Below are 26,271 nucleotides of genomic sequence, written 5' to 3'. Positions count from 1 at the left end.
AAACCTAAACAGATACTGGAGTTGATTTTACAATACATCATTGTGAAAAAAGCCATAAAAAATATGGCTTTTTATATGATTTATAACAGAAAATTAGTGTTCACGCGTTTGATGGAACTCAATATCAGGATAGCGTTCACGGGTTAAATTTAAGTTAACCATCGTTGGTGCAATATAAGTTAAGTTATCACCACCATCTAATGCCAGATGTTGCTCATTTTTACGCTTAAATTCTTCGAGTTTCTTTTCGTTACTACATTCAACCCAACGAGCCGTCGATACATTCACTGATTCATAAATGGCTTCAACGCTATACTCACCTTTTAAGCGTGCAACCACGACATCAAACTGTAGCACCCCAACTGCGCCAACAATTAAATCATTATTAGCTAGGGGTCTAAACACCTGTACCGCACCTTCTTCAGATAATTGCACCAGACCTTTTAACAATTGTTTTTGTTTTAGCGGATCACGCAGACGAATACGGCGGAATAATTCCGGAGCGAAGTTAGGAATACCGGTGAATTTTAACATTTCACCTTGAGTAAAAGTATCACCAATTTGAATGGTACCGTGATTATGCAGGCCAATAATATCACCAGGATAAGCATGCTCAACATGAGAACGATCCCCTGCCATAAAGGTCAATGCATCTGAAATCACCACATCTTTTTTCGTGCGTACTTGGTGCAGTTTCATCCCTTTATCATACATGCCTGACACCACCCGTAAAAAAGCAACACGGTCGCGGTGTTTGGGATCCATATTAGCTTGAATTTTAAAGACAAAACCCGTGAATGTCTCTTCAGCCGCTGTCACTTCTCGCATATCAGTTTGACGAGGCATTGGCGCTGGCGCCCACTTCACCAAACCATCAAGCATGTGATTAACACCAAAGTTACCTAATGCGGTACCAAAGAAAACCGGAGTCAATTCACCCGCTAAGAAAGCTTCATGATCAAACTCATGTGATGCACCTAACACCAACTCTAGCTCATCACGTAATTGAACGGCTAAATCATCACCAATCGCTTCATCTAACTCAGGATTATCCAACCCTTTGATTACTCGTGAGTTTTGGATAGTATGACCTTGGCCTGTTTGATAAAGATAGGTTTCATCTCTTAAGATATGGTAAACCCCTTTAAACAGTTTTCCACAGCCAATCGGCCAAGTAACAGGACTACAGGCAATTTTTAGCTCAGTTTCAACTTCGTCCATTAATTCCATCGGATCACGAATATCACGATCCAATTTATTCATAAAGGTCAAAATTGGCGTATCACGTAATCGAGTCACTTCCATTAATTTACGGGTACGATCTTCGACCCCTTTTGAAGAGTCAATGACCATTAAACAACAGTCAACGGCAGTTAAAGTACGATAAGTATCTTCAGAGAAGTCTTCGTGCCCTGGGGTATCAAGTAAGTTAACTAGACAATCAGCGTAAGGAAACTGCATAACAGAAGTGGTAATGGAGATACCACGTTGTTTTTCCATTTCCATCCAGTCTGATTTAGCATGCTGATTTGAGCCACGCCCTTTTACTGTTCCTGCACGTTGGATAGCTTGTCCGAATAACAACACTTTTTCAGTGATGGTTGTTTTACCCGCATCGGGGTGGGAAATAATGGCAAAAGTTCTACGGCGAGCAACTTCTTGCTGAAAAATAGGATTAGACATCAATAGTGATCTTCTAGTTGATAAACAAGTGAATGCACTGCACTGAGATATTTCTATAACGACTTATTAAAGTGACTATAAAGCACATTCACCCGTAAGTTAATCTTAGTTGGCGCTTATTTTCGCCTATCTTGGCTTTATAAACAATCAATGGTTATCTATTTATTCTCAGCATTGTGCCAATGCTCTGTTGTCGTTGTTTGCAATCGTTGTTTTTTTAGCTGATGAACAACCGAGGCTAGACCACAAATTTCTTTGCTACAAAAAATCGATAATAGCCTATCGTGCTACACCAATGATGGTGCCGTTGTCGTTGATCGCTGTTGCTGAATATTGGGAGTCCAGAGGCTTTAGGTATTTCTGTTCATCGTCAATGACTAACTGCTTAAAGGTTGCTTCTTTCGAATCATCCAAACGCGCAACAACCAATAAATCTGAAGAATAAGATAACTCAGGATCAACAACGATCACAGCCCCCTCGGGTATGATTTTTTTCCGCTTGGATTTTCCATACTGTCGCCTTTTACGCGAAGTGCGAAACCACCCTTATGCTTTCCCTGTGACTTCACGCCACTCTTCAGCATCTTCATAGGCAAATTCCTTCGCTATTTCAGTCCAATCACCGGCCTGAACCCAGTTAATGAGAGGAATTCTTCCCTTGATATCAGGCACGACTTCTACATTACCGACTCCCAAGTCAATCTCGACGTCAAAGCAATGACATTTCGTTGATCAATGGACTTTTTCCACAAAAAAACGTCACTGATTAAGAACCTTAGAATAAAGGGCATCAATGAAAATACTACACTGCTCTTTCATTTTCCTATTAAAATCAATATAAGTATCTTCAGGGATTTTTAGAAAAAGCACATGGAACGGTATCTCTTGCCCTTGCTGGTGAATAATATCTGAAATCACCCCCTGTGTTTTTTCAAGGTTAAGTGAAGCCCATCGTTCTTCTGATATAGGGTAAATAAATCCACACCCCTTGATTGCGGCAATATTTCCATACTGCCCTATGTAAGTATGTAGCTGAAAAAGATCTTCACGCTTCACCCCAAATTGTGAATCAAATGCTTTATACTTCACATCAAATACGAATAATCTCTCATCGATTTCTATAACAAGATCAGGTTCAAGTTTTCTCATATAACCGCTGAGCGCACCAGATGCTATTTCCTGACATAGCTCGAACTTACCTAGCAGGCGTAACCCATCTCGCTTGATGAGCTTACGAATGAAATATTCAAACAACATCGAAATATCGAAAAAGAAAGCACTCGAATCCTGCTGCGAATCAAAATCAGAGCCCTTCCGGCCAATAACTTGCTTAGATAAGTCAATGAGCACGTTATAATCATTGTAGAAAGGATTGGTGAAATGAGAAGTCCTCAAAATTTCTTGCTGTGACCTTTTTATCCCCTGATTGGCAGTCAGAAATGCACTATAGATATTTCGTGTTTGGTGACAAAATGAGTAATGTGCAACTGCTTCATAAGCTTTTATAAAAAGTGAAGTTGCAGGGCTATCGTAGCTGTGCTCTCGGTACGAGCATAAATATTTTCCAGATGATTTATTCTGGAAATAATCTGTAGCATTTATAGTTCCCCTTACACGGGAAATACGATCATTTCTTGTAATATAAGTCTTTGGCAAGCCCAAGCGGTAGGCTCTCTTAAACTTAATGTTCCATAGATATGCTAAAAGCCATTCGTAACCGTCTGTGTGACTTTCTCCTCCAATGTTTTCTAATTCGAGAAATCCATCGGCATCTGCAATGATGTATTGAAGGAAAGCATCACCAAAACGTGAGCTGATCTTCAGAGAGTAATCTCCTCGCTTAACAAATCCGATTAAATTGCCCGTGTCGAGATTAAAATTTCTGGCATCCGTACCAGAGACATCGATGAAACCGCCATCTGTATTGTGTTCGTAATCTTCATCATTGAAGAGTATTAAAGCATCGGAAATATTATCATTCAGCGTTTTTTCGACATCACGAGATACCGAATTCAAAAAGTGCCAAATTGCAGACTCGTCGTTATGAGGATAGGTCCACTGCCCTTTTGATTTGGTTCTAAGGGTTATCGACTTTCCTAAACGTCTATTTTTCAAAATGCCTTCGCTGACAAAATAGGACTGGTTATCGACCAGTGTGCCGTTCTTAATGATATCGAAAAGCCACACTGTTTAAACCCCAAACGCCTTTCCGAAGGAGCTAATCAGTTCAGTCTCCTTACCCGTTCCACGAAGATACTCCTGTAATAACGGACGAATACAATCATCCCATACACGCTCTCGTACTTCCGAAACTGTAAGGCTGGTTGCATACTTCAAGTCCATCAAATAGGCATGACCAATTTGGTAATCATTACCAAGCAAAGGCTCTTTAGCTATCAATTCATTCAAGCGTTCAAGGTTATCCACCAGGGGCAGCCAAGCTTTGCAAAATTGGTTCAAATGGTATTTCAATAGCGCCATATCAGGCACCACTTCTTCCCAACGGAATCTTCGACGTAAAGCGAAGTCAAAACTTTCGACACTTCTGTCTATCGTGTTCATCGTTCCAATAAGATAGATGTTTGTTGGAATGAAGAACAAATACCCTTTAGCGTCCTTAAGCATACCAGTATGTTCATTGTTCAGATTGGCATATTGGGTTTTAACGCAACCTCTAGTGCCTCGGTATTCCAGACAGTACATTAACTCACCAAAAACGCGAGATAACTCAGCCCGGTTTACCTCATCAATTATAAAGAAAAATGGTGGTACTGCTTCCGATACAAGCTTGGATGTATCTGATATTTCGAAAACATCCCGCCAATGCTCACCTGATAACCTTTCTCTAAACGGGAGAAGTTCCTTGATAGTAAGAGACTCCCACTTCTGAGCAAGTCCAAGCCCATATACATCGATTTCCCACTTACCAGCGCTTCGACAAAACTCTTTAAAAACACCATTTTGCAACCTTAATTGAGAGTTCCCATTACTGCCCAAAACCGGACGTAGCCCTTCCATAAAGTCTTCATAACTGAAAGAAGGATGAAATTGAACCAACTCAATCTGACTTGCATGTGTGAGACGGCTATTGGAAGCAAATTCCTCTTTCCAGATGTCAAACATGAGCGAAGTTTGCAGGCGTGCTTGATAAGTTTTCCCTGTCCCCGGTGCCCCGTATTTAATAATCTGCTTCTTTAAACTGAATGGGTTTGACAAATTCTCGTAAAGCACCCAAACAAACTGACTAAGATAAAACTCATCAGTTTTACCTTCCCGAAGCTCATTATCAAACTCGCTTTTGATGCTTTTTAATAGAAAAATGTTTTTAGCAAACCAACTTTGATTTTCTTCTGTTGGGTATACTGGAATTATTCCTTCGCGTATAAGCCAACTAAAAACCTGATTGAATTTACCGGAGTCAACCGTTGTGGAGACTTCGAGTGTACAAGCTGCAGCCACTCGATTAACGAGAACAGGGTTGTTGGATTTACCTTGGTTAGACCACGTATCAGAAAAAATCGTGAAGTTTTCACTGTTTGGAATCAATATAAATTTTTCTAATGCGGATATGAAATTCTTGTTTTTAATGAATGACTGGAAATTGTCATTGCTCAACACAGACTGTCCGCGAGAAGCGATACCGTTGCTCTTCTCATAGATTAACTGCTTCAGAAAAGCTTCATCATTTTGAGACAAGCCTTCTCCAGATGTGATTCGCTCACGAATTTGAGCGACCTGACTGTAAAAGTCACGATAGGCTTTGTGCCATCCATTGACTTCATGTTTCCTGTTCTCAATAAGATATTTATATAGGTTTTTCAGTCTACTTTTCATTTATTCCCTTGTTACTGGATTATCGGACACACATCTTGATTTCATTTTGAGATTTTTTGAGAGACTTATTTAGTCTGAAAACAGTAACCAAAGTCTTCATTGCTCCTGACTGAACGACTACAAAATGCAAATCACTGTTACTGTGCAGCCAAATATCAGCTTTGTTACTATATTTTTGGTTCTTATGAAGAGCTACCTTTTCAGGCAAAATTGCTTTTGTCAATGATGAGCTAAATAACCTTGAAGCCAAAGCCTTCCAAGGATGCTTGGGCACTCTGTCAGAAAACCATTCAACAGACCTTTCCTGTTCATGACTAGTCACCACGACAGGTCCAATATTTGGCACATTGATGACTTCATCGATTTCTCTCACGGTAGTATTATCGACACTGTATTCCTCGAAGGGATATGAGAGCCAATCGTCATGCTTTTCTACTGAAAGTTGTGCTTCCTTGTGTCAATGATCTTCAAAAATCCACCGCGATGATCATTGACACCATAAGGTAAAAGAGTTTTAAGAGACTGCTTATATGACTCTTTCACTGTTTCGCGCTGGGAATGACTAACCATTGCGTTCCTCCTTTCTCTAGTTTATCTTTTTAGGATTTTACGGCGAAATTCGCCGTGTAATTGATATTTTTTAAACTAATTCAACTAAAACTGAGAAAGCTTACCTAATTCGATATGCGAGTAACATCTGTGATGCTTTGATGCGTTTTTTTTGTTAGGACCAATCCAGCTATTAACTCAGTAATAAAATATCAGGCCCCATCCGCAGAGGTACTTGTTGGCTCAACTTGATGGGATTCACTTATAGATACCAGTAGCGATTTTCTAGTTTAGAAACAAATAAATGTACAATACGAATGTATTTTCCTATCTTAATAGGCTTTTTATAAACTAACGATAAATTTAAGAACTAAAGTAAACATGCGTTTTACTTATTTTAACGCCCTTCATATTGTCTTTATTATTCTCACAATATGTTTTACTAAATACCCCTTGTAACTAAAGTAAAATTATTCACCAAAATATCCATTAGGTAAAATTTAAATAAAAGAATAAAAGTCTACTCACTTCACATAAAATAAAAAAAGACGCCTAATAGAAGACGTCTTTAATTTAACTTAAATAAGTATTTAATTAGAATTTAATTGGATAAGCCATGATTATCGCATCTTCTTTTCCCGTTGCTGTTGGATAATAATTCTTACGTACAGATACTGAATTAAATCCTATAGATTCATAGAGATTAGATGCTTTTTGATTGGATTCTCTTACCTCAAGCCATAATGTAGCAATATCTTTTCTTTCAATATTATCAATAAGTTCTAATAACAATGCTTTTCCATAGCCTTTACCTTGATAATCAGGATGTATCGCGATATTAAAAAGCGTTGCTTCATCTAATATTAATTGCGTAATAGCAAAACCTACCATAATATTATCAATGCAAATTTTTAGATTAAAATAATGATCACCTTGGTTACTATAGAATGTTTCTTCGCTCCAAGGGAATGAATGACTTAGTTTTTCAATTTCCCATGCTAAAGGTAAATCAGCAGGGTTTAATGGGGAAATGGTCTTCATGTTGATAGATTTGTTTCCAAAGATCGCGTTTTGCATTGGCATCAAAATATAATTGATGTAATGAAGGGCTTCTCAGAGAAGTATATTGAGCAGGTAGAGTGATATCAGTACCTAATAGCCAACAGGCTGGTGTAAATGATCCTGTGAGCAGGCTCACATCCTCTGAGGTAATACAATAGATTTCACTTTTATCTATTCCCATAGTGCTAAAAATATCAGAGAAAAGCCCGTTATTTAGATCAACAACATCATCAGTAATGATAAGTAAACGAGTGGTATCCGGAAATTGCACAGAATGTTCGCCTTTTAATACAGCAGGCTTACGAAGTACCCATTGACGAATTCCAAGTTGGGCTAACATTCTGTCTTTACGGCTCATGATATTTACCTATCAAGTGTAGAACAACGGTACATAGTATCAGAGGGCATAAACTACGCCAATAAATAGCGTCAGTTTCTTTATATCTGATATCATGCGTTTTATGTTTTTTAAGGAGTAATAATCATAATGTCCTCATTGTCCCCTGCCAGCGAAGTTATTCTTCGTCATCTAGATCATTTCGCAGACAGGCACGTGCTCATAGCAGGTGATCTTCAAGACACGCTAGCATCACAAATTCAGGCCAAAAGTGTTAGAGCCTATACAAATCAATATCACCAGTGGCTACCGCTACTCAAATCCATGGGTGATAATGCATTTTTTGGTTTAGCGGCAGATCAATCATTCGTAAAATATTGCGACACTTTGATTTATTTTTGGCCTAAGAATAAGAATGAAGCAACTTTTCAGTTACGTAGCTTATGTGCAAGTTTATCTGTCGATACTGAAATCTTCATCGTCGGCGAAAACCGTAGTGGTGTAAAAAGTGCTACGGAATTAATGAATGGTATAGCAAAGCTAAAAAAAATAGATTCAGCACGTCGTTGTAGCCTCTTTTTTGGTTCACTAACCTATCAAACACTCTTTGATCGAAATAACTGGTGGCAAACTTATCGTTATGACGATTTAACGGTGATGGCATTACCCGGTGTTTTTAGTCAAACCGCATTAGATGAAGGCAGCCGATTATTACTCTCTACATTTGATGATGCAATGGTAGGTGACTTACTGGATATGGCCTGTGGTTGTGGGGTGATTGCCACGGTATTAGGCAAGAAAAACCCGATGTTAAAACTCACACTCTGTGACGTCAATGCAGCCGCTATTTCATCCAGTATTGCCACGTTAAACGTTAATGAATTAGAAGGACGGGTTATTGCAAGCAATGTCTATTCTGCGGTAGAAGAAACTTATGATTGGATAGTCTCTAATCCTCCTTTCCATGATGGCTTAGGTACCAGCTATCAAGCTGCAGAAGACATTATTCGTCTCGCGCCTAACTTTTTGAAAAAAGGCGGTAAACTGCGTATTGTTGCCAATGCTTTCTTACCTTATCAAGATATTCTTGATCACGTGTTTGGCTCTCATGAAGTGCTTGCATCAACAGGTAAATTCAAAGTTTACCAAGCAACCAAGAAATAGTAATCACCAGCACTATTATAAAAACCGCCAGTAATTGATTTTTCAACTACTGGCGGTCTTCTGTTTATAACTGAAAACAGTCATCTAATAGCAGACACTTTTATTTTCAAACGAAATTATCATTTTTTTGAACCAATAACCTGACCACTTTTATCTCTGTAGATGGTAGTACCATTACTGTCTGTGCGAGCTGAACCTGTGACTTGACCACTTTTATTGAGATAGATGGTCTCACCGTTACTATTTGTACGGGTAGAGCCTGTGACTTGACCACTTTTATTTAGGTAGATGGTATTACCATTATTACTTCTACGGGCGTAACCAATAACTTGACCACTTTTATTTAAATATGTGATCTGACCGTTACTACCTATACGGGTTGAACCAATAACCTGACCACTTTTATTTAAATAGGTGATCTGACCGTTACTACCTGTACGGGTTGAACCAATAACCTGACCACTTTTATCTTTGTAGATTTCCGCATATACATTACTTGATATAATCACAAACAAGATAACAATCAATATATTGATTTTTTTCATAAAAAACCTCATAAACCTACTGCATAATCGGTTTTTGTCATAATTATTTATCTTAGTTCTAAAAATAGAATCTATCTATTTTATATTATAACTCTCGCTGTTTTATTTTTATCTCCAAGATAATCTATTGATAAAAATAATTGACGCCAAAATTAAAAAGCATAAAATTCGCCGACTATCTATTAAGATATTGTGTTTTGCGAGAGTGGCGGAATTGGTAGACGCGCTAGCTTCAGGTGTTAGTGTCCTTACGAACGTGGGGGTTCAAGTCCCCCCTTTCGCACCAAAACAGACTGATGAGTTAAACCCTACTTTATTTACTTCCTTCCATTTTATTATCAGCATGTTATCGTGCCTTTATTTACGGTTATCTACCCATGATAGGTTAAAAAAAAGGTCATTAAGCTATAGGTGATCACAACGCCGGCGGGGATCATCACCCACATTTGTAATTTCTTATGAAATAACATAATGGTAGATAGCAACATAGAAATAACAAGAACCAATGTAAATGCTGCTGTTCCTGCAATAGAGTGGGTGATCACAGTAAATAACGAAGCAACGGCCAACATTTCCCATAAACTAATACGAGATGTCCAAGAAGAGACAGAGGAGATACGTGTTGATTTAGCCATGAGAGTCACCACCCGTTAATGATAATGATAATGATAATGATAATGATTTTCATTATTATATAACACATTGGTTAACTCAATGTCTATCAAGAAAAAAAGTAGCCATAACCTTAATTTTAAAGAGGTTAAACAAAAAACGCTTTACCGCTGCCAACGATAAAGCGTTTTAGAGTCATCAAATGATGATGTAAAATAAGTGATTAATCTTCTTTATTAAAATTAAGCACTAAATGAATATCTTCAGGCTCTCTTTCATAAAGCTCAGTATCAGGCACATCAATTAAACGACAGCCCATATGCTGATAAAAATTAACACTATTTTCAGAAGGCGTTGAGGATATATATAATCCGCTAGCCCCTTTTTGCTTCGCATATTCCACACAATAATCAAACAATATACGGGCTAATCCTTGCCCACGCTGCTGGTGGCTAATATGTAAGAAAGAGAGCTGTAACAAGGTGTTATCTTGGCCTCGCCACTGTGGATCAACACTGGCAGCAGCGACTAACTTGTCATCTTCAAAGACTCCCCAAAAAGGGGCACCGCGCTCAGCGCTTTCAAGTAAAACAGGGGTATAATGTTCTGCCTCACCTTCAGGCCAGCCTTTCATATCAAAACGCTGTTCAGATAACACCAGTTGCCCTTGTTGTAAAACATATAGCCTTTCAATCAGTTCTGTTCTATCAATTTCCCAAACGCGAGGGATTTCATTATGTGTTAATAGACGAATATTTTTTTTCATTGTTGAAGATTAACCAGTTCTGAAGAAGACCCGCTCCGCTCTAATGCGTGGTAAGCCACTGCACAGAATAAGGAGTTCAACCGTTTCATATCACCCAACAAACTGGTATGCAGCGAACTGGTTTCAATACTTTGCATATTATGCAAATGAAGACGTTCTACATGAGCAAACGAGTAACGTTGGTTGAGTAAACGGAATCGATGTTTTGCTCGGCGTAATTTACGCGCATGCTCCATATTGCCGGAAACAAACACCGACATCGCCAGATTCAGATTACTTTGCAGACGCTCAAGGAGTGTCTGTAATTCACGACGTCCTTCCTCCGATAAATTTAAGTGATGATCTAAACTTTTATTCACCACCTCACCAGACATACGCGCTATGATAGCGGAAGATTGTTGCAAATTCATCGCGGTATCAATAATTTCTGCCCAGCGACGAGAGTCTTCAGTACCAAGATCATGCTGCTGAATTTGTGCCATATACAATTTAATACTGCTATGGAGCAATTCCACTTCCTCTTCTAGCTGGCTAATCTCCCTTTTTTGCAGACGATCCCCTTCCATTAAGGCTTGAAAACGTTGCAACATCTGTTCAACCACATCCCCTAACCGTAATGTCTCTCTGACTGCATTAGCAATAGCTAAAGAGGGAGTATCAACGGCGGATGGATCTAAATAACGAGGTGCAACTTCTGTCCCAGTAACCGGTAATTCCGGCACTAATTTTTGACATAATTTCGCCATTGGCCCCACAAACGGCAACATCAACACACAGCGCACTAAGTTATAAATCACATGAAAATAGATAATCACTTCCGCAGGGGAAAAATCATATTGTTGGATTTTTGTCGCAATGATGGTGATCCACGGCAATACCAGCAAGGCGCCAATTAATTTAAAAAACAGACTTCCTATGACGACTTGACGTGAACTAATACTTTGACCACGGCTACTGATTAATGCCAACAATCCACTACCAATATTAGAACCAATAACAATACATAAACTAATATATAAAGGCATAAAGCCTGTTGCACTTAATGTTGCGGTAAGTAATACCGCCGCTAAGCTTGAATAACTGACCATCGCAAAAATAGCGCCGACCAGTAGTGCTAAAATCGTATCCCCGCTCAAAGAGGTAAAAATAGCTTGTACTGCACTGGCATGGGTTATCGGCTCAGCAGAAGTCACAATCAGTTGTAATGCTAAGATAATTAAACCAAGGCCTATTCCCACTCTACCCAGTTGCCCGATACGCTCTTTTTTACGACTTAAAAAAGTCATGACACCCAGTAAAATCAGTAACGGTGATAACCACGAAAGATCGAATGTCAGCACCCGCGCCATTAGCGCTGTACCCACATCAGCCCCTAGCATAATCACCAAAGCGGGTGTAATAGAAATAAGACCTTGAGTGACGAACGAAATCACTAGCAATGCCGTAGCATTACTACTTTGTACTAAGGCAGTAACACCGACACCAGCAAGAAAAGCATTCGATTTTTTATTAATACTTTTACCTAAAATTCGGCGCAAATCAGAGCCGAACACTCGCATAATACCGGTGCGAACAATATGTGTTCCCCAGACTAAAAGTGCCACGGATGAGAGTAAATGAAGCAGTGTTAGCATAGAAATTAGTCACCTTATTTTTTATCGTTGTTTATTGGCTCATTTCTCCTTCAATGCCATAAAAAAGAGAGAGATCCTACGCAGATAACCATATCTGAAAAATGATTTTTATAGATAACGCCCTAATCAAAACGACGTTATTAGGCAAAAAGATATTGCGACTTAAGTGCAATAATCAATGAAGAAGTTAAGAATAGTATAAGAATATCATTGTAAATTCTGTTAATTATAGCAAACAAAAAGTAACTTTCAAAATCAGACTGTAAATAACGTCTTGATTTATTATCGTTTTCTTATTTTTTGTAAAGAAATCATAGAAAAAAACGCGACTTGAGGGTATCTCTCTAAGTCGCGTGAAAATACAACAATTTTAGTAAGACAATTCAACTACATTTCAGACAGACTACAATTCAGTCACCTTATCAAGGTTATTTCAATCCCATCGCATCGCGCATAGTAAAGAAAAGATCTGTTTGGTCTGTTAACCCTACGACATTAGCAGCATGTGGGCCATAAGCGGCAACGCGTAATTGCGCGCCAGTATGCTCTTGTGAATCCGTTTCTGAGTTACCATAATTCACCACCATGACAGCGCCATCTTTGGTAATCAATGCTTGTGTTAAGCCACTTGATTTCACATCAGCTTCAATAATTTGACTAGAGTGAGCGTGATCTGCGGTCACTATAATAAGCGTATCACCATTTTGTTTAGCGAAATCTAAACCAATTTGTACCGCTTCATCTAATGCCACCGTTTCACCAATTTGACCACAAGGATTAGCATTATGATCTTGTTTATCAATTGAGGCGCTTTCAACTTGTAAGAAGAAACCATTTTCATTCGTTTTCAGCAAATCAATCGCTTTTTTGGTCATTTGCGCTAATGTTGGTGCATTCGGGTCTAATTTTGAATTCGGTTTACACTCTAAAGGAGGATTCTTTAAATTACCTTGATAAGTGGCTTTTGGCCCTTCCCAAGCGACGGCCATATTACCGTCATGAAATAGACCTAACACAGGTTTGTCTTGATTTGCTAGCGTAATCGCCTCTAACGATTTAGCATCTTTCACAATTTGATAGCCACGCTCTATCGCTTGTTGCTCGAGCGTTTTCCCTTTATATTCACCGGCCGTTGCTGTTTGAGCAAAACTTTTCGCGCCCCCTCCCAGTGTAATATCTGCACGAGTCACTAACAATTGCTCAGAGATTGAACCTCTACCGCCATTTTCTAGCGCATTCGTTGAGCATTTTGCTAACGTTTCTACAGGCCCATAACACTTACGCCCAGTAACATGTGAAAATAGCGCAGCCGGTGTTGCATCTTGGATTTCAGAGGTAGTGACATTCCCCGTCGCTTTACCATTCGCTTTTGCTAATTCCAAAATCGTTTGGTGATCTTTACCAAATACATCAATCCCTAATGCCCCATTATAGGTTTTAACCCCTGAAGCCCATGCTGTTGCTGATGCGGCCGAATCTGTTACATAATTAGGTTTTTGTGTTTTTCTATCTAAAGAATAATGAGTATATTGGCCGGTCATCGGTAACGCATCAATTCCTTTAAAGAAGCCACCAGCCCCTTCGGCATAGTTACGTGCTACCGTTATCTCAGAATCCCCCATCCCATCACCGATAAATAGGATCACATTTTTAGCTTGATGATTATTAAGTGCTGCTTTTAATGCTTCAGTTTGATCTGAGGTTATACGACGAGCACCACCAAATTCCGTAATATTACCTTTTGCTGCGCGATCTTGCGCCAAAATAGTATCGGCAGTGACGGGGGCTGCAAAAGAAGAGAAACCCACGCTTGTAAAGAGTGTTGCGACGACTACAGATAACGCAGAACGTTGATAACGTAGAGACATAGCTTTTTCCTTGCACGCAAAAAAATAAAGAATTTTGGGGTTTATGTTTTAAGTCACAAAGAGCTTACGAGAGTAAAATGACAAACAGATGAAAGAAAAAAGCGATTTAGATGACAGCTTTATGGCAAATAAATGACAAATTAGCCTAAAGAAAAAGGATGTGTAGTTCACCACCACTCACATCCCTTTAAGATAAAAAAGATGAATAATTAATCGTTAGTTAACGCTTTTGTGCCAATATAAAGCGCCTCACACCAAGAGATATAATCATGCCCGCTCGCCATCTCTAGCGATTGCACAGGATAGCCCCTTTGCTGTAAAACCTGCTTTAATTGGCGATTATTATTTAATATTCCTCCAGTGCCTTCACGAGACTCAAATAACCCAGCCTCTAAGAAAAACTGTAATGGTTTTTTATCCGCCTGTTGATATTGGCGAATTAACCATTCTGGGGCTTCGTTTTCTGGCGCCCACCAATAAGAGCCGGACATACTAAGCACTTTCCCAAAGCGATCAGGACGGTTAAATGCCACCCATGCAGAGGCTAACCCCCCATAGCTTGAGCCTGAGACTATAGTTTCCTTAGCGGCTACTTGCAGGCCTTTCTCTTGCTCTAACCAAACCAAAAGTTCATCCGCTAAAAAGCGGTGAAAATCAGGATTAGGTGGTAATTCAACACTACGACGATCACTATCGATACTATCGACAAATAAGATAGCAATAGGAGGTAATTTCCCCTCTTCAATCAACTTATCAAAAAACCGGTCTATGCCATATTGTTGGCGATAAATTTGTCCATCAAATAGCACCAATAGCCGCGGTGTCGTCATTTTCTGTGCGGGTAAATAAAGCGCAATCTCTCGATCATTATTTAAAATTTCACTATGAAAACGACTGATTGATGTATTGCCATTCATTGCCCTATCTAAGATATCTGGCAACTGGCATTCACGGGGATAATCAAGTGACAGCAATGAAAAGTAATTATAGCGATCGTCCGCTTTACTTGGTGAAGGGTGAAGATTAAAAGGATCGGCCTGTGCCGTCGTTAAAATAGCACGGCGCTGCTGTGCAGCTGTTGCATTTTCAATGACTGGCACATCTGGTGCTAATTTATATTGCATTAATGTATCGTTAGGCACGATATAACTACGATACCAAATATCACTATTGGCTAAACGCGTTAACGGATCATGATCACCTGCAGGCGATCCCAATAGATATACATTAGATTGCGCACCTTGCCATAAAAAAGTCACGCGCTTGTTATGATTATCGTAAGGTTCAACAAGGGGAGTTCCCTCTTGCTGTATCTGTTGCCAGAATAACTGTATATTGCTGGCGGTGAGATCTTGTGCCAGCATTTGCAATCTAGGGCTAGTTAATGCTATACCCGCATCTTTATCTAAAGGCTGATAAGGGTATGTTTTCAGTGTGATATGCCACTGTACCCCAACTTCTCCTTGGGCAATAAACTGATAATTTGCCGTTTCAGGTAATAGGAAGCGTATCTTTTGTTGTTGTCCATCAACGGGCACATCTTTTAATAAGCGACGAATATGAGTGCCATCTTGGTTTGCTAATTGCAGATTTTGTATACCTTTAACATCTAACTCAGCATAACGCTGGCTCTGTAAATGTGTAGAAAAACAGAGTGCCTTATCGTGATTAAACTGGCCTGTTATTTCTTTATTTTCTGTTATTGATAAGCAATTGGCGAAACTAGAAAAAGAGGCCATCAATGCGCAGATCATTAGAGGAGTTCTCACTGTATTTTCTCATTATAATTTAGGTAAGAACTTATAGTAATGATAATTGTTATCAATTCAATAAGGATTTATTGGTGCATGAATTTGATCACTTAGAATAATAAAAAAACTCCACAATCTTTTGGTTTTCTTGTGGAGTTTTAGTAGCAAAATAATATTCAAAGGGTCTATCAACGTTCTTCTAATGGATAACTACGGAAGCTCCATAATCCCAATGCTTTTAAGCCATCGCGATAAATACCTTGTAAATCAGATTTTGATGTTTTTTGTAATTCAGCTAATGGCTTATCGGGGGCTACAACCGTTAAATAAGTGATATCACTGGGGCCACTTTGCCAACTCGCAACCGTAAAAATAACATCAGCACGACGAACATGACTACCAGAGCTAATAATCACCGCTGTTTTAATTCGGTGTTTAGTTAATGCATAACGGCTAAATAACGCATTCTCCACCGTTGAGCGTGCATAATTGTCTTGGAAAATTCGCTCTGCGGGAATACCTTTTTTAACTAACCAATCCGCCATTAATTTACCTTCAGTTTGATGTGCTTTCGGCACACCACCTGTCACAACAATCATTGCATCAGGTAACTGTTTTGCGACTTCAAGGGTTTTATTTAAACGATCAATCAAGATCTGATTCATCGTACCATCTGGATTAAGTGCATAACCCAATGTCACAATGGCATTATTTCCTTTGGTTTTATTTAGCGTTGCCAAATCTGCTGGCGTTAACTTATCACTTAATGGCATTTTGCTTACACGATCAACTTGAGCAAAAAAGCGGCTTAGCTCTTCAGCTTTTGCCGGATTAAGGGATTTTAACTTGTTAAAATAGGCTTCACTTTCTTTATCTTTACCTTCAAAACGCGTCCAAGAAGTCACATAAATTAATGCATCAATATCATCCGGTGCGGCTTCTAAAATTTGTTTATAAATCGTTACCGCGCGCTCTATTTGATTGTTATAGACATAAGCACTGGCGGCACTAAATAGTAAATCTAAGCGATAAGGCTCTAATTTATAAGCTTGTTGTAGCTTTTGTGCTACGACTTCCATATTAGAAGGTAGTTTTCCCGTAAATCCAGCGTCAGAAACACGCGCTGGCGATTTAAATGCCTCTAATGCATCTTGGATCAACATATCTACCGTTTGGCGCTGAGAAATATATTGCTGATAGCTATTATCGGGTTGATGGACTTTTTGATAAGCCAATGCAGAAGAGGAAGCCGTAAAGCCTAAAGCAGCAATGGCTAATGAAATAACTGTTTTTTTGATCTGAAGTGAAATACGGGAAGGTTGCGCCATTATCTTGTCCTTTTGCGAAAATAAATCTGTTTCTTCAATTGGTTAAGCTTATGAAGACAAAGTGTGTGACTCCTCACACTTAAGAGAAAAAGAAATACACACCGATATATCTATACCTAACTTTTATCATAGAGATCTACCATTAATTTGCAGTAATCATTTTCACTAATTTGAAAAAAATAGCATTATTATGCTAATCGCTTAATGAACAGCCGTTTTTATCCATACTTTAGGTTTAAACAAAAATTTCATTCTTATTGTGATTATATAGCTAGCAATAAATAAAAAACGCCAATTAATGGCGTTTTGAAAAATACTTATTCGATATGCTTTGATTGCATCATCAGCAATTCCCTGACTAATTCGACACAACGAAGAAAACGCTCATCATAATCAGGAGGATCTACTTTGACATATTCAATATTGTTTTTATCTAACATCTCTATCAACAATGTTTGAAAACGACGGCGCTCTTTATCACTCCCTAAACTACGTAAACCATCGGCAACCCATGGCGTATTGTTCTCTAGCAGAATAACTAAATCAAAACGATATTCATCAATCAATGCCTGTACAAAAGGATGTTCTTTTCCTTCATAGCGTAAACAAAAAGCCTGTGTTGTTACAAAATCAGTATCGATAAATGCGACTTTATTAGCATATTTAACTGCAAAATCAATATATTGGGCATGACCTAAAGCTATTTTATCATAATCAGAATACTGCAATGCCATTTCGTCTCCTCCTAAATGAGAGAAGACATAATCACGGCCATATTCCCACGCACTGGTTGTATTAAAAATATTGGCAAGCTTATTTACTAAGGTCGATTTGCCACTCGATTCACCACCTAATATAGCCACTGTACGCACGAAAAAAGGTTTTACTTCGGTAGGAATATATACCCAATATTTAAATGGCGCTTGACGGATTTGACTACCGCTAATATTCATAAACGAGCGCTCAGGATCGACCAGTACCGTTTCAATACCTAAAAATGCTTCATATTGACTGGCGTCCTCTCGTTCACTGGTATAGATAAAATCCGGCGCGATTTGTTTTTCTTGTAGAAAGGCTTTGATACCCTCACTCCACATTTCCCAACCATGAGGTTGAGGCTCTATACCATGTTCATTAAACTCATGAATACGAATATTTTTCTGATACTTAAAAGTTTGTAATAACCAGCGCAACCTATCACTTACCGTCGGCTGTTGTGACATCGCACTATTGATAAATAGCTCTTTATCACGAGGTTCGTCATGACATAAAATGACATGCAATTCATCCACTTGACTACAAGCTCGTTGAATTAAATAAATATGCCCAGTATGAAGAGGATAGAATTTACCAAAAATCACCCCAATGGTTTTCTGTTGTAATGGATATTCTAATCCCAAAAATTGGTGTAATGCGGACATTTTTTGTGCACTGGGGCTTTTGATTTTGTTATTAATAAGCTGGCTAAGATAGCCCTTTGTCATCTGACTTTCATCGGCAACTTGCTGTAAGGTATAGCCATTCTTTTTTATTGCCTGTTTGATATAATCAAAAGATCCCATGATTTACTCCTTTAGAAGTCGTCCAAATCATCAAGTACAGATAACGCATCTGATAGTTTCTTCACACCATACACTTTCATATCAGGTGGATTTTTCTTTGGCATATTCGCATTAGGCACAATAGCACGTTTAAAACCGTGTTTTGCTGCTTCTGCAATTCGCTCTTGTCCACTTGGTACAGGACGAATTTCTCCCGCGAGTCCTACCTCACCAAAAATAACTAAATCACGCGGTAAAGGACGATTACGAAAACTCGATACTAATGATAGTAATAAAGCTAAATCTGCACTAGTTTCGGTTACTTTGACACCGCCAACGACATTAACAAAGACATCTTGATCAGACATCTGTAAACCACCATGACGATGCAAAACCGCTAATAATATTGCTAAGCGATTTTGCTCTAATCCCACCGCAACACGGCGAGGATTTGATAACATAGAGTGGTCGACTAACGCTTGGATCTCCACCAGTAATGGCCGTGTTCCTTCCCACACCACCATAACAGAACTACCTGAAGTCACTTCATCACCACGACTTAAAAAGATAGCCGATGGATTACTCACTTCGCGTAAACCTTGTTCGGTCATGGCAAAAACACCTAACTCATTCACCGCACCAAAGCGGTTTTTATGACTACGCAATGTTCTAAAACGTGAGTCTGTTTCACCATCAAGCATCACTGAGCAGTCAATACAGTGTTCTAATACTTTAGGTCCCGCTAATGTGCCATCTTTGGTGACATGACCCACCATAATAATGGCAATATCATTCGTTTTAGCAAAACGAGTCAGATAAGCGGCTGTCTCTCGTACCTGTGCCACACTGCCCGGGGAAGATTGAATATCGGCCATATGCATTACTTGGATCGAGTCAATGACCATTAATTTAGGTTGCTCTTGAGCAGCAATTAAACAAATTTGTTCAATACTGGTTTCTGACAACATATTCAATTCGGTTGTTGGTAAACCTAAGCGGTGCGCCCGCATGGCAACCTGCTGTAATGACTCTTCTCCCGTGACATACAAGGTTTTCATTTCAGTGGCTAAACGACACATGGTCTGCAGTAATAGTGTACTTTTACCTGCCCCCGGATTTCCGCCAATTAAAATGGCACTTCCCGGCACAACCCCTCCGCCTAACACACGATCAAATTCTTTAAATCCTGTCGAAAAGCGAGGTAATGCTTCAAGGCTAATTTCAGAGAGCTTTTGAACACGGCTTATTCCTTTCGCATCTCCGGCAAAACCGCTAAAACGATCGTTACGGGCAGAAGGTGCCGCCGCAAGGCGCACTTCCGTAATGGTATTCCACGCATGACACGCAGAACATTGTCCTTGCCAACGCGGGTAATCGGCACCACATTCATTACATACAAAGGCTCTTTTGGCTGCTTTTGCCACACTGCTCTCCCCGTTATTTTCTTGACTGAAAACTTATCGTTCTTCGTGCTTTAATCCTGCACTTAAAATACACATCACACCCATTAAATCAGCATGACGAATAGCTACTTTGGCTTGTGCATATACTTTAGGTTTGGCATGGTAGGCAATACCTAAACCCGCCTTTCTAAGCATTTTAAGATCGTTTGCGCCATCACCTATCGCAATGGTTTGTTCCAGCGGTATATCTAAATCTTTAGCTAAGCGTGTAAGCACTTGCGCTTTATATTTAGCATCAACAATAGGGCCTTTGACTTTGCCCGTTAATTTACCATCTTTAATTTCTAGCTGATTAGCAACCGCTGCAACTAAACGTAATCGCTGTTTTAGGTTATCAGCAAAATAAGTAAATCCCCCTGATGCAATCGCAATTTGCCAATCCATTGCCTGAAGCTTACGCACTAAACTTGTTAACCCGGGCATCAGAGGTAAATTATCCATTACTTTTTGTAAAATATTCGCATCAGCTCCCGCTAATTGTGCAACACGCAATTTTAGGCTTTCACTAAAATCCATTTCACCTTGCATCGCTTGCTCCGTTATCTCGGCCACTTTATCACCGACACCGGCCAGTTTAGCGATTTCATCAATACACTCAATTTGAATAGCCGTGGAATCCATATCCATCACTAAAAGTCCCGGAGAGCGTAAACGTGGGATCTGCCCAAAGGGTACAACATCTAAACCACATTCATCAGATAACCGACGAATACGACGGGTTAAACTTCCCGCAATACGTACCACTTGGTAATCATCAATACGCCATGAAGAAACCACCACAATAGCCATACCTAATTTATGCTGGAACTCACTTATTCTTTTTTTATCAAGTTCTCGTCCATAAAGTAACCATCCGCTATCGCCTGCACGATAATCCAGTGGCATCACTTCTTCACCACTGAGTGATAGCGGTAGACCTGGCCATTTACGGATCTCATCCGGTAAATAGCAATAGGTCAGACTATTTGACATACTTATTCTCCTGTTTTCCCCTGTCTGAACAAAATAATTGTTATTCAGCCTATTCTATCTGCGACTCATCTGGCAACATGCACATACTTGCTTACGCAAAAGGTTGAACATGCTTAAAGATAAACTAAAATTCAAACTACAAAAAACCGCGATTATACTGATTTGTATCGCATTATTGGCTTTTTTGATGCAAGGTGCCTCTTATTTTAGCCGTGCAAATCAGCACGCCCGTATCACCCAGTTTGAAGAGCTTGCCAAAACACTGGCAGAACAAGTTGCCTTCTCATTATCCAATTATATGGATGACAGTAGCAAAGATAACGTAAATCCACACATTATAGCTAATTTAAATCATCTAACTCACGATAGTCGGGTACTGGATGCAAGTCTTTATTGGCAAGATGGCACACAAATAGCGCATAGTGGTGAAAATGTGACGGTAAAAGAGCGATTGGCCTTAGAAGGACAAAAAAGTGGCGGTTCTTTTAATCATCAGCTGGGGGTGCCTATCCCTGGTCAAGATCAGCCAAAGGGTTTTCTAAGATTGACGTTAGATACACACCAACTTGTCACAGAATCTGGCCAAGTCGATAACACCACCAATTTATTGCGTGTGATGCTATTGGTTGCTCTGGCGATTGGTTTTTTACTGTCCCACAGCTTATTGCAATTAACACCAGTGCATTGGCAGCAATCGCCCTATTTATTAACCGCAAGTTTACCCACTCGTCATGAAAAAGAAGATGATGAACAAAAAAGTGATCAGCAAAAAGAAACAGAAAATAGATCTGAAGTTAAATAACACTGCCACAAATTAACATAATAAGGTGAGTCATTAGTACTCACCTTCATGTCTATGTTTCTATCTAAAATAGGTTAAATTATTTTAGATATATCTAATTTATACGTATTTTCGTGCTATTCCCTTAAACTTTGAATGGGCTTTGTTTAAAATCACAGTAAATCTCAGTCAATTTATTAACCTAATACGATAAATAAATCTTACATCTTTCTTTTGCTCTTGAGTTGCTGAGGTGGTTATGACTGAACAATCTGTTATCCAACGTTGTCAACAAATCGTAGAAAATCCAACCCTTTCCCCCGAACAAAAACGTCATTTTCTAGCATTAGAAGCGGAAAATATGTTGCCATACCCGACATTATCTAACGAGGCGAGCCTTGCGCTAAATGAACGGGTTATCTGCGATATGTATGAAGGTCATGCCCCTTATAAACCACGTTATGTATTACCTGATTACGCGAAATTCTTAGCACAAGGCTCGCGCTATTTAGAGCTTGAACCTGCCCAAGATTTTGATGATGCGCTAAATATGCTGACTATCCTTTATCATCATGTTCCTTCAGTCACTTCAATGCCGGTTTATTTAGGTCGTATTGATAAAATCTTACTACCTTATGTGGGGAATTTGACGCAAGAGCAACTCTATCCAAAATTAAAGCGTTTCTGGCGCTATCTTGATAGAACCCTTCCTGATGCCTTTATGCACGCTAATATTGGCCCCGAAGACTCTATCATTACACGTTTAATTCTTAAGGTAGATGTTGAACTTCAACAAGTAGCCCCGAATCTCACCTTTATTTATGACGCGGCACTAACACCTTCTGATTTATTGCACCAAGCAATCACCAATATTTGTCATAGTAGTAAACCCCATATTGCTAACGGTACATTGCAAGATGCTGTATTTGGTAAAGATGAATACGGTATTGTTAGTTGTTATAACTCTCTACCGCAAAGTGGTGGCGGTAGCACTTTAGTTCGTATCAATCTCAAAGAAGTAGCAAAGCGCAGCCAAAATAGTGCCGACTTTCTAGAGAATGTATTGCCGTTTTATATGCAAAAACAAATCGAGATCATCAATGCTCGTTGCGAATTCCTCTATGAAAAATCAAACTTTTTTCAACAAAGCTTTTTAGTAGAAGAAGGTTTGATCTCACCCGATCGTTTTGCCCCGATGTTTGGCATTTATGGTATGGCTGAAGCAGTTTCTCTATTACTTGAGAAAGAAGGTCATACAGCAAACTATGGTCATAGCGAAGCGGCCAATAAACTTAGCTATATTATTAGTGAAAAACTGGCCCAATTTGTTGCACAGACTCCTGTAAAATATGGTTGGAAACAGCGTGCCATGTTACATGCTCAATCAGGCATAAGTTCTGATATTGGTACTACACCGGCGACCCGAATTCCTTATGGAACAGAGCCTGATCCTGTTACTCATTTAATGACCGTTGCCCCCCACCATCAATTTTATACTTCAGGTATTAGTGATATTTTAACCGTGGATGAAACTATCAAACAAAATCCTGATGCCTTAATGCAACTGTGCTTAGGGGCGTTTTCTTGCGGATTACGTGAATTTACCGCTAATGTGGGTGGCAATGATTTAGTCCGTGTCACTGGGTATATGGTGCGGTTATCTGATTTAAAAAAATATAAAGAAGAAGGCTCTCGCCTAAATACAACTTGGTTAGGAGATGAAGCAACAACCAATTGCCATATTGCTGAACGAAAACCACGAGTGATTAGCCATGAACAGCAGATGCGCTTCGATAAATAAAATACTGCCTTTTTCTTGTGTTGATGGCCCAGGCAATCGCCTCGCCATCTTCCTACAAGGATGTAATTTACGCTGTAAGAACTGTCACAATCCCTACACTATGGGGATTTGTGATAACTGCGGGGATTGCATTGCCACTTGCCCACAGCAAGCGCTTTCATTACAAAACGGTGTAATAAATTGGAACGCTGACAGCTGTGAGCAATGTGATACTTGTATTCAGCAATGTCCTCGCCAATCAAGCCCTATGACATTGACCTATACGGTTGATGAACTAATTGCAATTACGCGTAAATATGCAGCCTTTATCAATGGGGTAACAGTTAGTGGCGGGGAATCTACGTTACAACTTCCATTTTTAATTGATTATTTTAAAGCAATCAAAGAAGCCCCTGATCTTCGACATCTTACCTGTTTAATTGACAGTAATGGCACTCTTTCACTTAATGGTTGGCAAAAAATCGCCCCCTTTATGGATGGAGCGATGATTGATTTAAAAAGTTGGAGTGAAGAAACACATATTTATTTAACCGGACGTAGTAATCAACGTATTAAAAAATCAATCAAATGGTTAAGTGAGCATAATTTACTTGCAGAATTACGCCTTTTATATATTCCAGAAAAAACCGATTATTTAGAGAATATAGAACCGCTTTCTCATTTTATTAATTCACTTGGTGAATCAATTACAATTCGTATTAATGCGTTTCATCAGCATGGCGTATATGGTGAAGCGAAGAATTGGCGTTCCGCAAATAAAGAACAAATCATAAATCTACAAAATGAATTAATACTTAGAAAAGTAAATTTAATTAAAACACCAAATATATATACATAATAATAATTCCTTACTCATTATTATATATTAAATTCATTTCATTTTATCCAATTGACTTTAATTAATACAGAGGTTAACCTCCAGTTAAAATCTTATTTTTGGTATATAAAATGAAAATGAAAAATAAATCAATATTATATATATTGTGTCCTCTCTATATATGGCCTATTAATTGCTACAGCAATTATAATATAAATGATATGGGAGACTCAATTTATAACCCTTTTAGCATTGCAAATAATGCAAGTCAATATTATGAATTTAATCATAATAGATATGAATACATTAAACATCTCCACGGCCGTGTCTTAGATAAGCATAGTTACAACCAACAGTTAATGACGCCGTTTGGAAGCACTTACATATATGCAACAATAAGTGATGATACACTTTCATTATATAATCGTATAGCTGATGAAGGTGAACGTAATATTCAAAAAAAGATACCTAATTATAATGTTAGAGAAACCGTTTATTTCTCAGAAGAACTCTTACCAAATGAATTATTTATTAGTATAGATGGCGGAAAAACCATAAAAAAAATAAATAAAGAAAATAATCCGCAATTAGATCTTCTTTACCTTTCCCATATTTCAAAAAATAGTAAAACTGTTGTTGGGTATGCCTTTGCAGGTGCTAGAGCCAGATTAGAGCAGATGGTTAAAAATAATAGTATTTTTGAAGATACTATCGGTTGTGGTACATACAATGGATGTTATGTATTTGCCTATAACGTATATAACAATACATTTTCTATTTTAGATAGAAACATGGAGATTAGATATTTAACGAAAGATGGTAATTTTATTTTATATGAATACAAAGGTGATGAGAGAAAGAAACTATATATTTATGATATCTATAAAAAAGAAGACTTCGAATTAACATTCGATAACGTTAATAAGTATTTAGCTAATCATCCAGAAAAAGCAATTTTACTTTCACCAATTACTGAATATCCTTTCTTAAAGGGAATAAAAAGAAGAGGTGTTGATATTCAAAAAATCAGTGATAATGGTCAAGTCTTTATTGGCCAGCTAAACCGAGATTTGCCTAAAAAGAAATTACTGGATAGAGAATATCCTAAAGTTGCCTTTATCACAACAGCATCAGGCCCTATACGAGAACTTAGTCTCTCTGAATTTGGATCGACAAAACTTGCAGATACCTCAGCAGATGGGAACTATAGCGTTGGCTGGGGAGATGTTTGGCATTATAATTATGCAATTAAGTTACCTACTAGAACAAAAACTTCTTCAGCAATTTTTAGTCAAGCACTACTCTATGACTTCTCTAATGATAAACTCATCAATATTGGTAATCTTTCTAAAAAAGAAGAAGAAGCAAGATTTAGAAATGCCAGAGCACTTGATATTACTGCTGATGGTAAATATGTTGTAGGGTGGTCTGAAACTGATGAGTATAACTTAAATACCATTCCAAAAGATCTAACAGGCACTGGTCCTCATGCCTTTATCATGTTTCATCGTCATGGTTTTATTTATTTCAATAATCATATGTATGACTTAGGAACACTTGACGGGGGAAAAGATTCAGAAGCACATGCCATCTCAGATGATGGAAGAATCATTTATGGTGTAGCCACTAATGAACGTAATAACTGGCGTCAAGTTATTTGGAGAAATGATGAAATCGATGATAAATATTTCAATACTGAACAACAAGAAATTGCAGATGAAAAAGATAAGCAAGCTGAGCAAGAAAAGGCGGAGCAAGAGCGC

General features: G+C 38.6%; 23 protein-coding genes and 1 tRNA gene. 6 read left to right on the top strand and 18 right to left on the bottom strand.

Going from position 1 to position 26,271, the window contains the following annotated elements; genetic code table 11:
- Positions 1–93: 93 nt before the first annotated feature.
- The 8 genes from prfC to HMPREF3129_RS16190 form a co-directional block, all read right to left on the bottom strand.
- Positions 94–1,683: a peptide chain release factor 3 gene (prfC, locus tag HMPREF3129_RS16220; protein ID WP_036919029.1), complete on the bottom strand. Its 1,590-nt coding sequence runs from the start codon at positions 1,681–1,683 to the stop codon at positions 94–96.
- 279 nt (positions 1,684–1,962) lie between these two features.
- Entirely contained in the window at positions 1,963–2,169 is a 207-nt protein-coding gene (locus HMPREF3129_RS19185; RefSeq protein WP_427910263.1) for a LexA family protein, read from the bottom strand.
- A gap of 60 nt (positions 2,170–2,229) precedes the next feature.
- On the bottom strand, positions 2,230–2,379 hold the full coding sequence (locus HMPREF3129_RS19180) for a hypothetical protein (RefSeq protein ID WP_004245648.1): 150 nt from the start codon (positions 2,377–2,379) through the stop codon (positions 2,230–2,232).
- Positions 2,380–2,442: 63 nt separating this feature from the next.
- Positions 2,443–3,870, bottom strand: a complete 1,428-nt coding sequence (locus HMPREF3129_RS16210) for a 5-methylcytosine restriction system specificity protein McrC (RefSeq protein WP_036919032.1) — start codon at positions 3,868–3,870, stop codon at positions 2,443–2,445.
- A 3-nt stretch (positions 3,871–3,873) separates the two neighbouring features.
- Positions 3,874–5,517 (bottom strand): McrB family protein, encoded by a 1,644-nt coding sequence (locus tag HMPREF3129_RS16205; protein WP_049199376.1) that lies wholly within the window; start codon positions 5,515–5,517, stop codon positions 3,874–3,876.
- 19 nt (positions 5,518–5,536) lie between these two features.
- A complete protein-coding gene (locus HMPREF3129_RS16200; RefSeq protein WP_036919037.1) occupies positions 5,537–5,890 on the bottom strand; it encodes a hypothetical protein in 354 nt (117 codons plus the stop codon).
- A gap of 770 nt (positions 5,891–6,660) precedes the next feature.
- Positions 6,661–7,107 carry a ribosomal protein S18-alanine N-acetyltransferase gene (gene rimI, locus HMPREF3129_RS16195; RefSeq protein WP_004245652.1) on the bottom strand — a complete coding sequence of 149 codons (447 nt, stop codon included), beginning with the start codon at positions 7,105–7,107 and terminating at the stop codon, positions 6,661–6,663.
- Positions 7,076–7,486: a DNA polymerase III subunit psi gene (locus HMPREF3129_RS16190; RefSeq protein WP_004245653.1), complete on the bottom strand. Its 411-nt coding sequence runs from the start codon at positions 7,484–7,486 to the stop codon at positions 7,076–7,078. Before HMPREF3129_RS16190 ends, rimI begins: the two co-directional genes overlap by 32 nt.
- A 129-nt stretch (positions 7,487–7,615) precedes the next feature.
- Here HMPREF3129_RS16190 and rsmC point away from each other — a divergent pair, with 129 nt between their 5' ends.
- Positions 7,616–8,629, top strand: coding sequence for a 16S rRNA (guanine(1207)-N(2))-methyltransferase RsmC (rsmC, locus tag HMPREF3129_RS16185; protein WP_004249302.1), 1,014 nt, complete (start codon positions 7,616–7,618; stop codon positions 8,627–8,629).
- Between the two features lie 119 nt (positions 8,630–8,748).
- Here rsmC and HMPREF3129_RS16180 read toward each other — a convergent pair whose 3' ends face one another.
- Complete coding sequence (locus HMPREF3129_RS16180) at positions 8,749–9,174, bottom strand: hypothetical protein (protein WP_036919042.1); 426 nt, start codon at positions 9,172–9,174, stop codon at positions 8,749–8,751.
- 199 nt (positions 9,175–9,373) lie between these two features.
- Between HMPREF3129_RS16180 and HMPREF3129_RS16175 the strand changes: the two genes are divergently transcribed.
- A tRNA-Leu gene (locus tag HMPREF3129_RS16175) sits at positions 9,374–9,460 on the top strand.
- An 85-nt stretch (positions 9,461–9,545) separates the two neighbouring features.
- Here HMPREF3129_RS16175 and HMPREF3129_RS16170 read toward each other — a convergent pair.
- The 9 genes from HMPREF3129_RS16170 to serB form a co-directional block, all read right to left on the bottom strand.
- Positions 9,546–9,809: a DUF1435 family protein gene (locus tag HMPREF3129_RS16170; RefSeq protein WP_004245657.1), complete on the bottom strand. Its 264-nt coding sequence runs from the start codon at positions 9,807–9,809 to the stop codon at positions 9,546–9,548.
- A gap of 200 nt (positions 9,810–10,009) precedes the next feature.
- The gene (locus tag HMPREF3129_RS16165; protein ID WP_004245658.1) at positions 10,010–10,552 is read right to left on the bottom strand and encodes a GNAT family N-acetyltransferase; all 543 of its coding nucleotides are present in this window, start codon (positions 10,550–10,552) and stop codon (positions 10,010–10,012) included.
- Entirely contained in the window at positions 10,549–12,186 is a 1,638-nt protein-coding gene (locus HMPREF3129_RS16160; RefSeq protein ID WP_036919045.1) for a Na/Pi cotransporter family protein, read from the bottom strand. The genes HMPREF3129_RS16165 and HMPREF3129_RS16160 overlap by 4 nt, the downstream gene beginning before the upstream one ends.
- Positions 12,187–12,614: 428 nt before the next feature.
- Positions 12,615–14,054: an alkaline phosphatase gene (phoA, locus tag HMPREF3129_RS16155; RefSeq protein ID WP_004249299.1), complete on the bottom strand. Its 1,440-nt coding sequence runs from the start codon at positions 14,052–14,054 to the stop codon at positions 12,615–12,617.
- Positions 14,055–14,263: 209 nt separating this feature from the next.
- A complete protein-coding gene (locus tag HMPREF3129_RS16150; RefSeq protein WP_223302948.1) occupies positions 14,264–15,823 on the bottom strand; it encodes an alpha/beta hydrolase-fold protein in 1,560 nt (519 codons plus the stop codon).
- Between the two features lie 170 nt (positions 15,824–15,993).
- On the bottom strand, positions 15,994–17,133 hold the full coding sequence (locus HMPREF3129_RS16145; protein ID WP_004250181.1) for a YdcF family protein: 1,140 nt from the start codon (positions 17,131–17,133) through the stop codon (positions 15,994–15,996).
- A 317-nt stretch (positions 17,134–17,450) separates the two neighbouring features.
- Positions 17,451–18,695 (bottom strand): multifunctional transcriptional regulator/nicotinamide-nucleotide adenylyltransferase/ribosylnicotinamide kinase NadR, encoded by a 1,245-nt coding sequence (nadR, locus tag HMPREF3129_RS16140; RefSeq protein WP_070487143.1) that lies wholly within the window; start codon positions 18,693–18,695, stop codon positions 17,451–17,453.
- A gap of 11 nt (positions 18,696–18,706) precedes the next feature.
- Positions 18,707–20,098 (bottom strand): DNA repair protein RadA, encoded by a 1,392-nt coding sequence (gene radA, locus HMPREF3129_RS16135; protein WP_004249295.1) that lies wholly within the window; start codon positions 20,096–20,098, stop codon positions 18,707–18,709.
- Positions 20,099–20,131: 33 nt separating this feature from the next.
- Positions 20,132–21,109, bottom strand: a complete 978-nt coding sequence (gene serB, locus HMPREF3129_RS16130) for a phosphoserine phosphatase (RefSeq protein WP_036919048.1) — start codon at positions 21,107–21,109, stop codon at positions 20,132–20,134.
- A 109-nt stretch (positions 21,110–21,218) separates the two neighbouring features.
- Here serB and HMPREF3129_RS16125 point away from each other — a divergent pair, with 109 nt between their 5' ends.
- The 4 genes from HMPREF3129_RS16125 to HMPREF3129_RS16110 form a co-directional block, all read left to right on the top strand.
- Positions 21,219–21,911: a YtjB family periplasmic protein gene (locus HMPREF3129_RS16125; RefSeq protein ID WP_070487141.1), complete on the top strand. Its 693-nt coding sequence runs from the start codon at positions 21,219–21,221 to the stop codon at positions 21,909–21,911.
- A gap of 238 nt (positions 21,912–22,149) precedes the next feature.
- Positions 22,150–23,691 (top strand): YjjI family glycine radical enzyme, encoded by a 1,542-nt coding sequence (locus tag HMPREF3129_RS16120; protein ID WP_004245670.1) that lies wholly within the window; start codon positions 22,150–22,152, stop codon positions 23,689–23,691.
- The gene (locus HMPREF3129_RS16115) at positions 23,663–24,529 is read left to right on the top strand and encodes a YjjW family glycine radical enzyme activase (protein WP_036895610.1); all 867 of its coding nucleotides are present in this window, start codon (positions 23,663–23,665) and stop codon (positions 24,527–24,529) included. Before HMPREF3129_RS16120 ends, HMPREF3129_RS16115 begins: the two co-directional genes overlap by 29 nt.
- Before the next feature lie 110 nt (positions 24,530–24,639).
- Positions 24,640–26,271, top strand: a 1,632-nt coding sequence (locus HMPREF3129_RS16110) for a hypothetical protein (protein WP_217630736.1), incomplete at its 3' end; no start/stop codon positions are given.

The sequence above is a fragment of the Proteus sp. HMSC14B05 genome (assembly GCF_001808035.1).
In the GTDB taxonomy this organism is placed as follows: domain Bacteria; phylum Pseudomonadota; class Gammaproteobacteria; order Enterobacterales; family Enterobacteriaceae; genus Proteus; species Proteus mirabilis.
This window is presented reverse-complemented; position numbering and strand designations above follow the sequence as displayed.

Excerpts from the sequence above, each read along its gene's own strand:
- phoA (WP_004249299.1), bottom strand. The coding sequence starts at position 14,054 with ATGTCTCTACGTTATCAACGTTCTGCGTTATCTGTAGTCGTCGCAACA.
- HMPREF3129_RS16205 (WP_049199376.1), bottom strand. The coding sequence starts at position 5,517 with ATGAAAAGTAGACTGAAAAACCTATATAAATATCTTATTGAGAACAGG.
- serB (WP_036919048.1), bottom strand. The coding sequence starts at position 21,109 with ATGTCAAATAGTCTGACCTATTGCTATTTACCGGATGAGATCCGTAAA.
- HMPREF3129_RS16145 (WP_004250181.1), bottom strand. The coding sequence starts at position 17,133 with ATGGCGCAACCTTCCCGTATTTCACTTCAGATCAAAAAAACAGTTATT.
- HMPREF3129_RS16170 (WP_004245657.1), bottom strand. The coding sequence starts at position 9,809 with ATGGCTAAATCAACACGTATCTCCTCTGTCTCTTCTTGGACATCTCGT.
- HMPREF3129_RS16160 (WP_036919045.1), bottom strand. The coding sequence starts at position 12,186 with ATGCTAACACTGCTTCATTTACTCTCATCCGTGGCACTTTTAGTCTGG.
- HMPREF3129_RS16125 (WP_070487141.1), top strand. The coding sequence starts at position 21,219 with ATGCTTAAAGATAAACTAAAATTCAAACTACAAAAAACCGCGATTATA.
- HMPREF3129_RS16180 (WP_036919042.1), bottom strand. The coding sequence starts at position 9,174 with ATGAAAAAAATCAATATATTGATTGTTATCTTGTTTGTGATTATATCA.
- rimI (WP_004245652.1), bottom strand. The coding sequence starts at position 7,107 with ATGAAGACCATTTCCCCATTAAACCCTGCTGATTTACCTTTAGCATGG.
- rsmC (WP_004249302.1), top strand. The coding sequence starts at position 7,616 with ATGTCCTCATTGTCCCCTGCCAGCGAAGTTATTCTTCGTCATCTAGAT.
- HMPREF3129_RS16120 (WP_004245670.1), top strand. The coding sequence starts at position 22,150 with ATGACTGAACAATCTGTTATCCAACGTTGTCAACAAATCGTAGAAAAT.
- HMPREF3129_RS16190 (WP_004245653.1), bottom strand. The coding sequence starts at position 7,486 with ATGAGCCGTAAAGACAGAATGTTAGCCCAACTTGGAATTCGTCAATGG.
- prfC (WP_036919029.1), bottom strand. The coding sequence starts at position 1,683 with ATGTCTAATCCTATTTTTCAGCAAGAAGTTGCTCGCCGTAGAACTTTT.
- HMPREF3129_RS16115 (WP_036895610.1), top strand. The coding sequence starts at position 23,663 with ATGAACAGCAGATGCGCTTCGATAAATAAAATACTGCCTTTTTCTTGT.
- HMPREF3129_RS16165 (WP_004245658.1), bottom strand. The coding sequence starts at position 10,552 with ATGAAAAAAAATATTCGTCTATTAACACATAATGAAATCCCTCGCGTT.
- nadR (WP_070487143.1), bottom strand. The coding sequence starts at position 18,695 with ATGGGATCTTTTGATTATATCAAACAGGCAATAAAAAAGAATGGCTAT.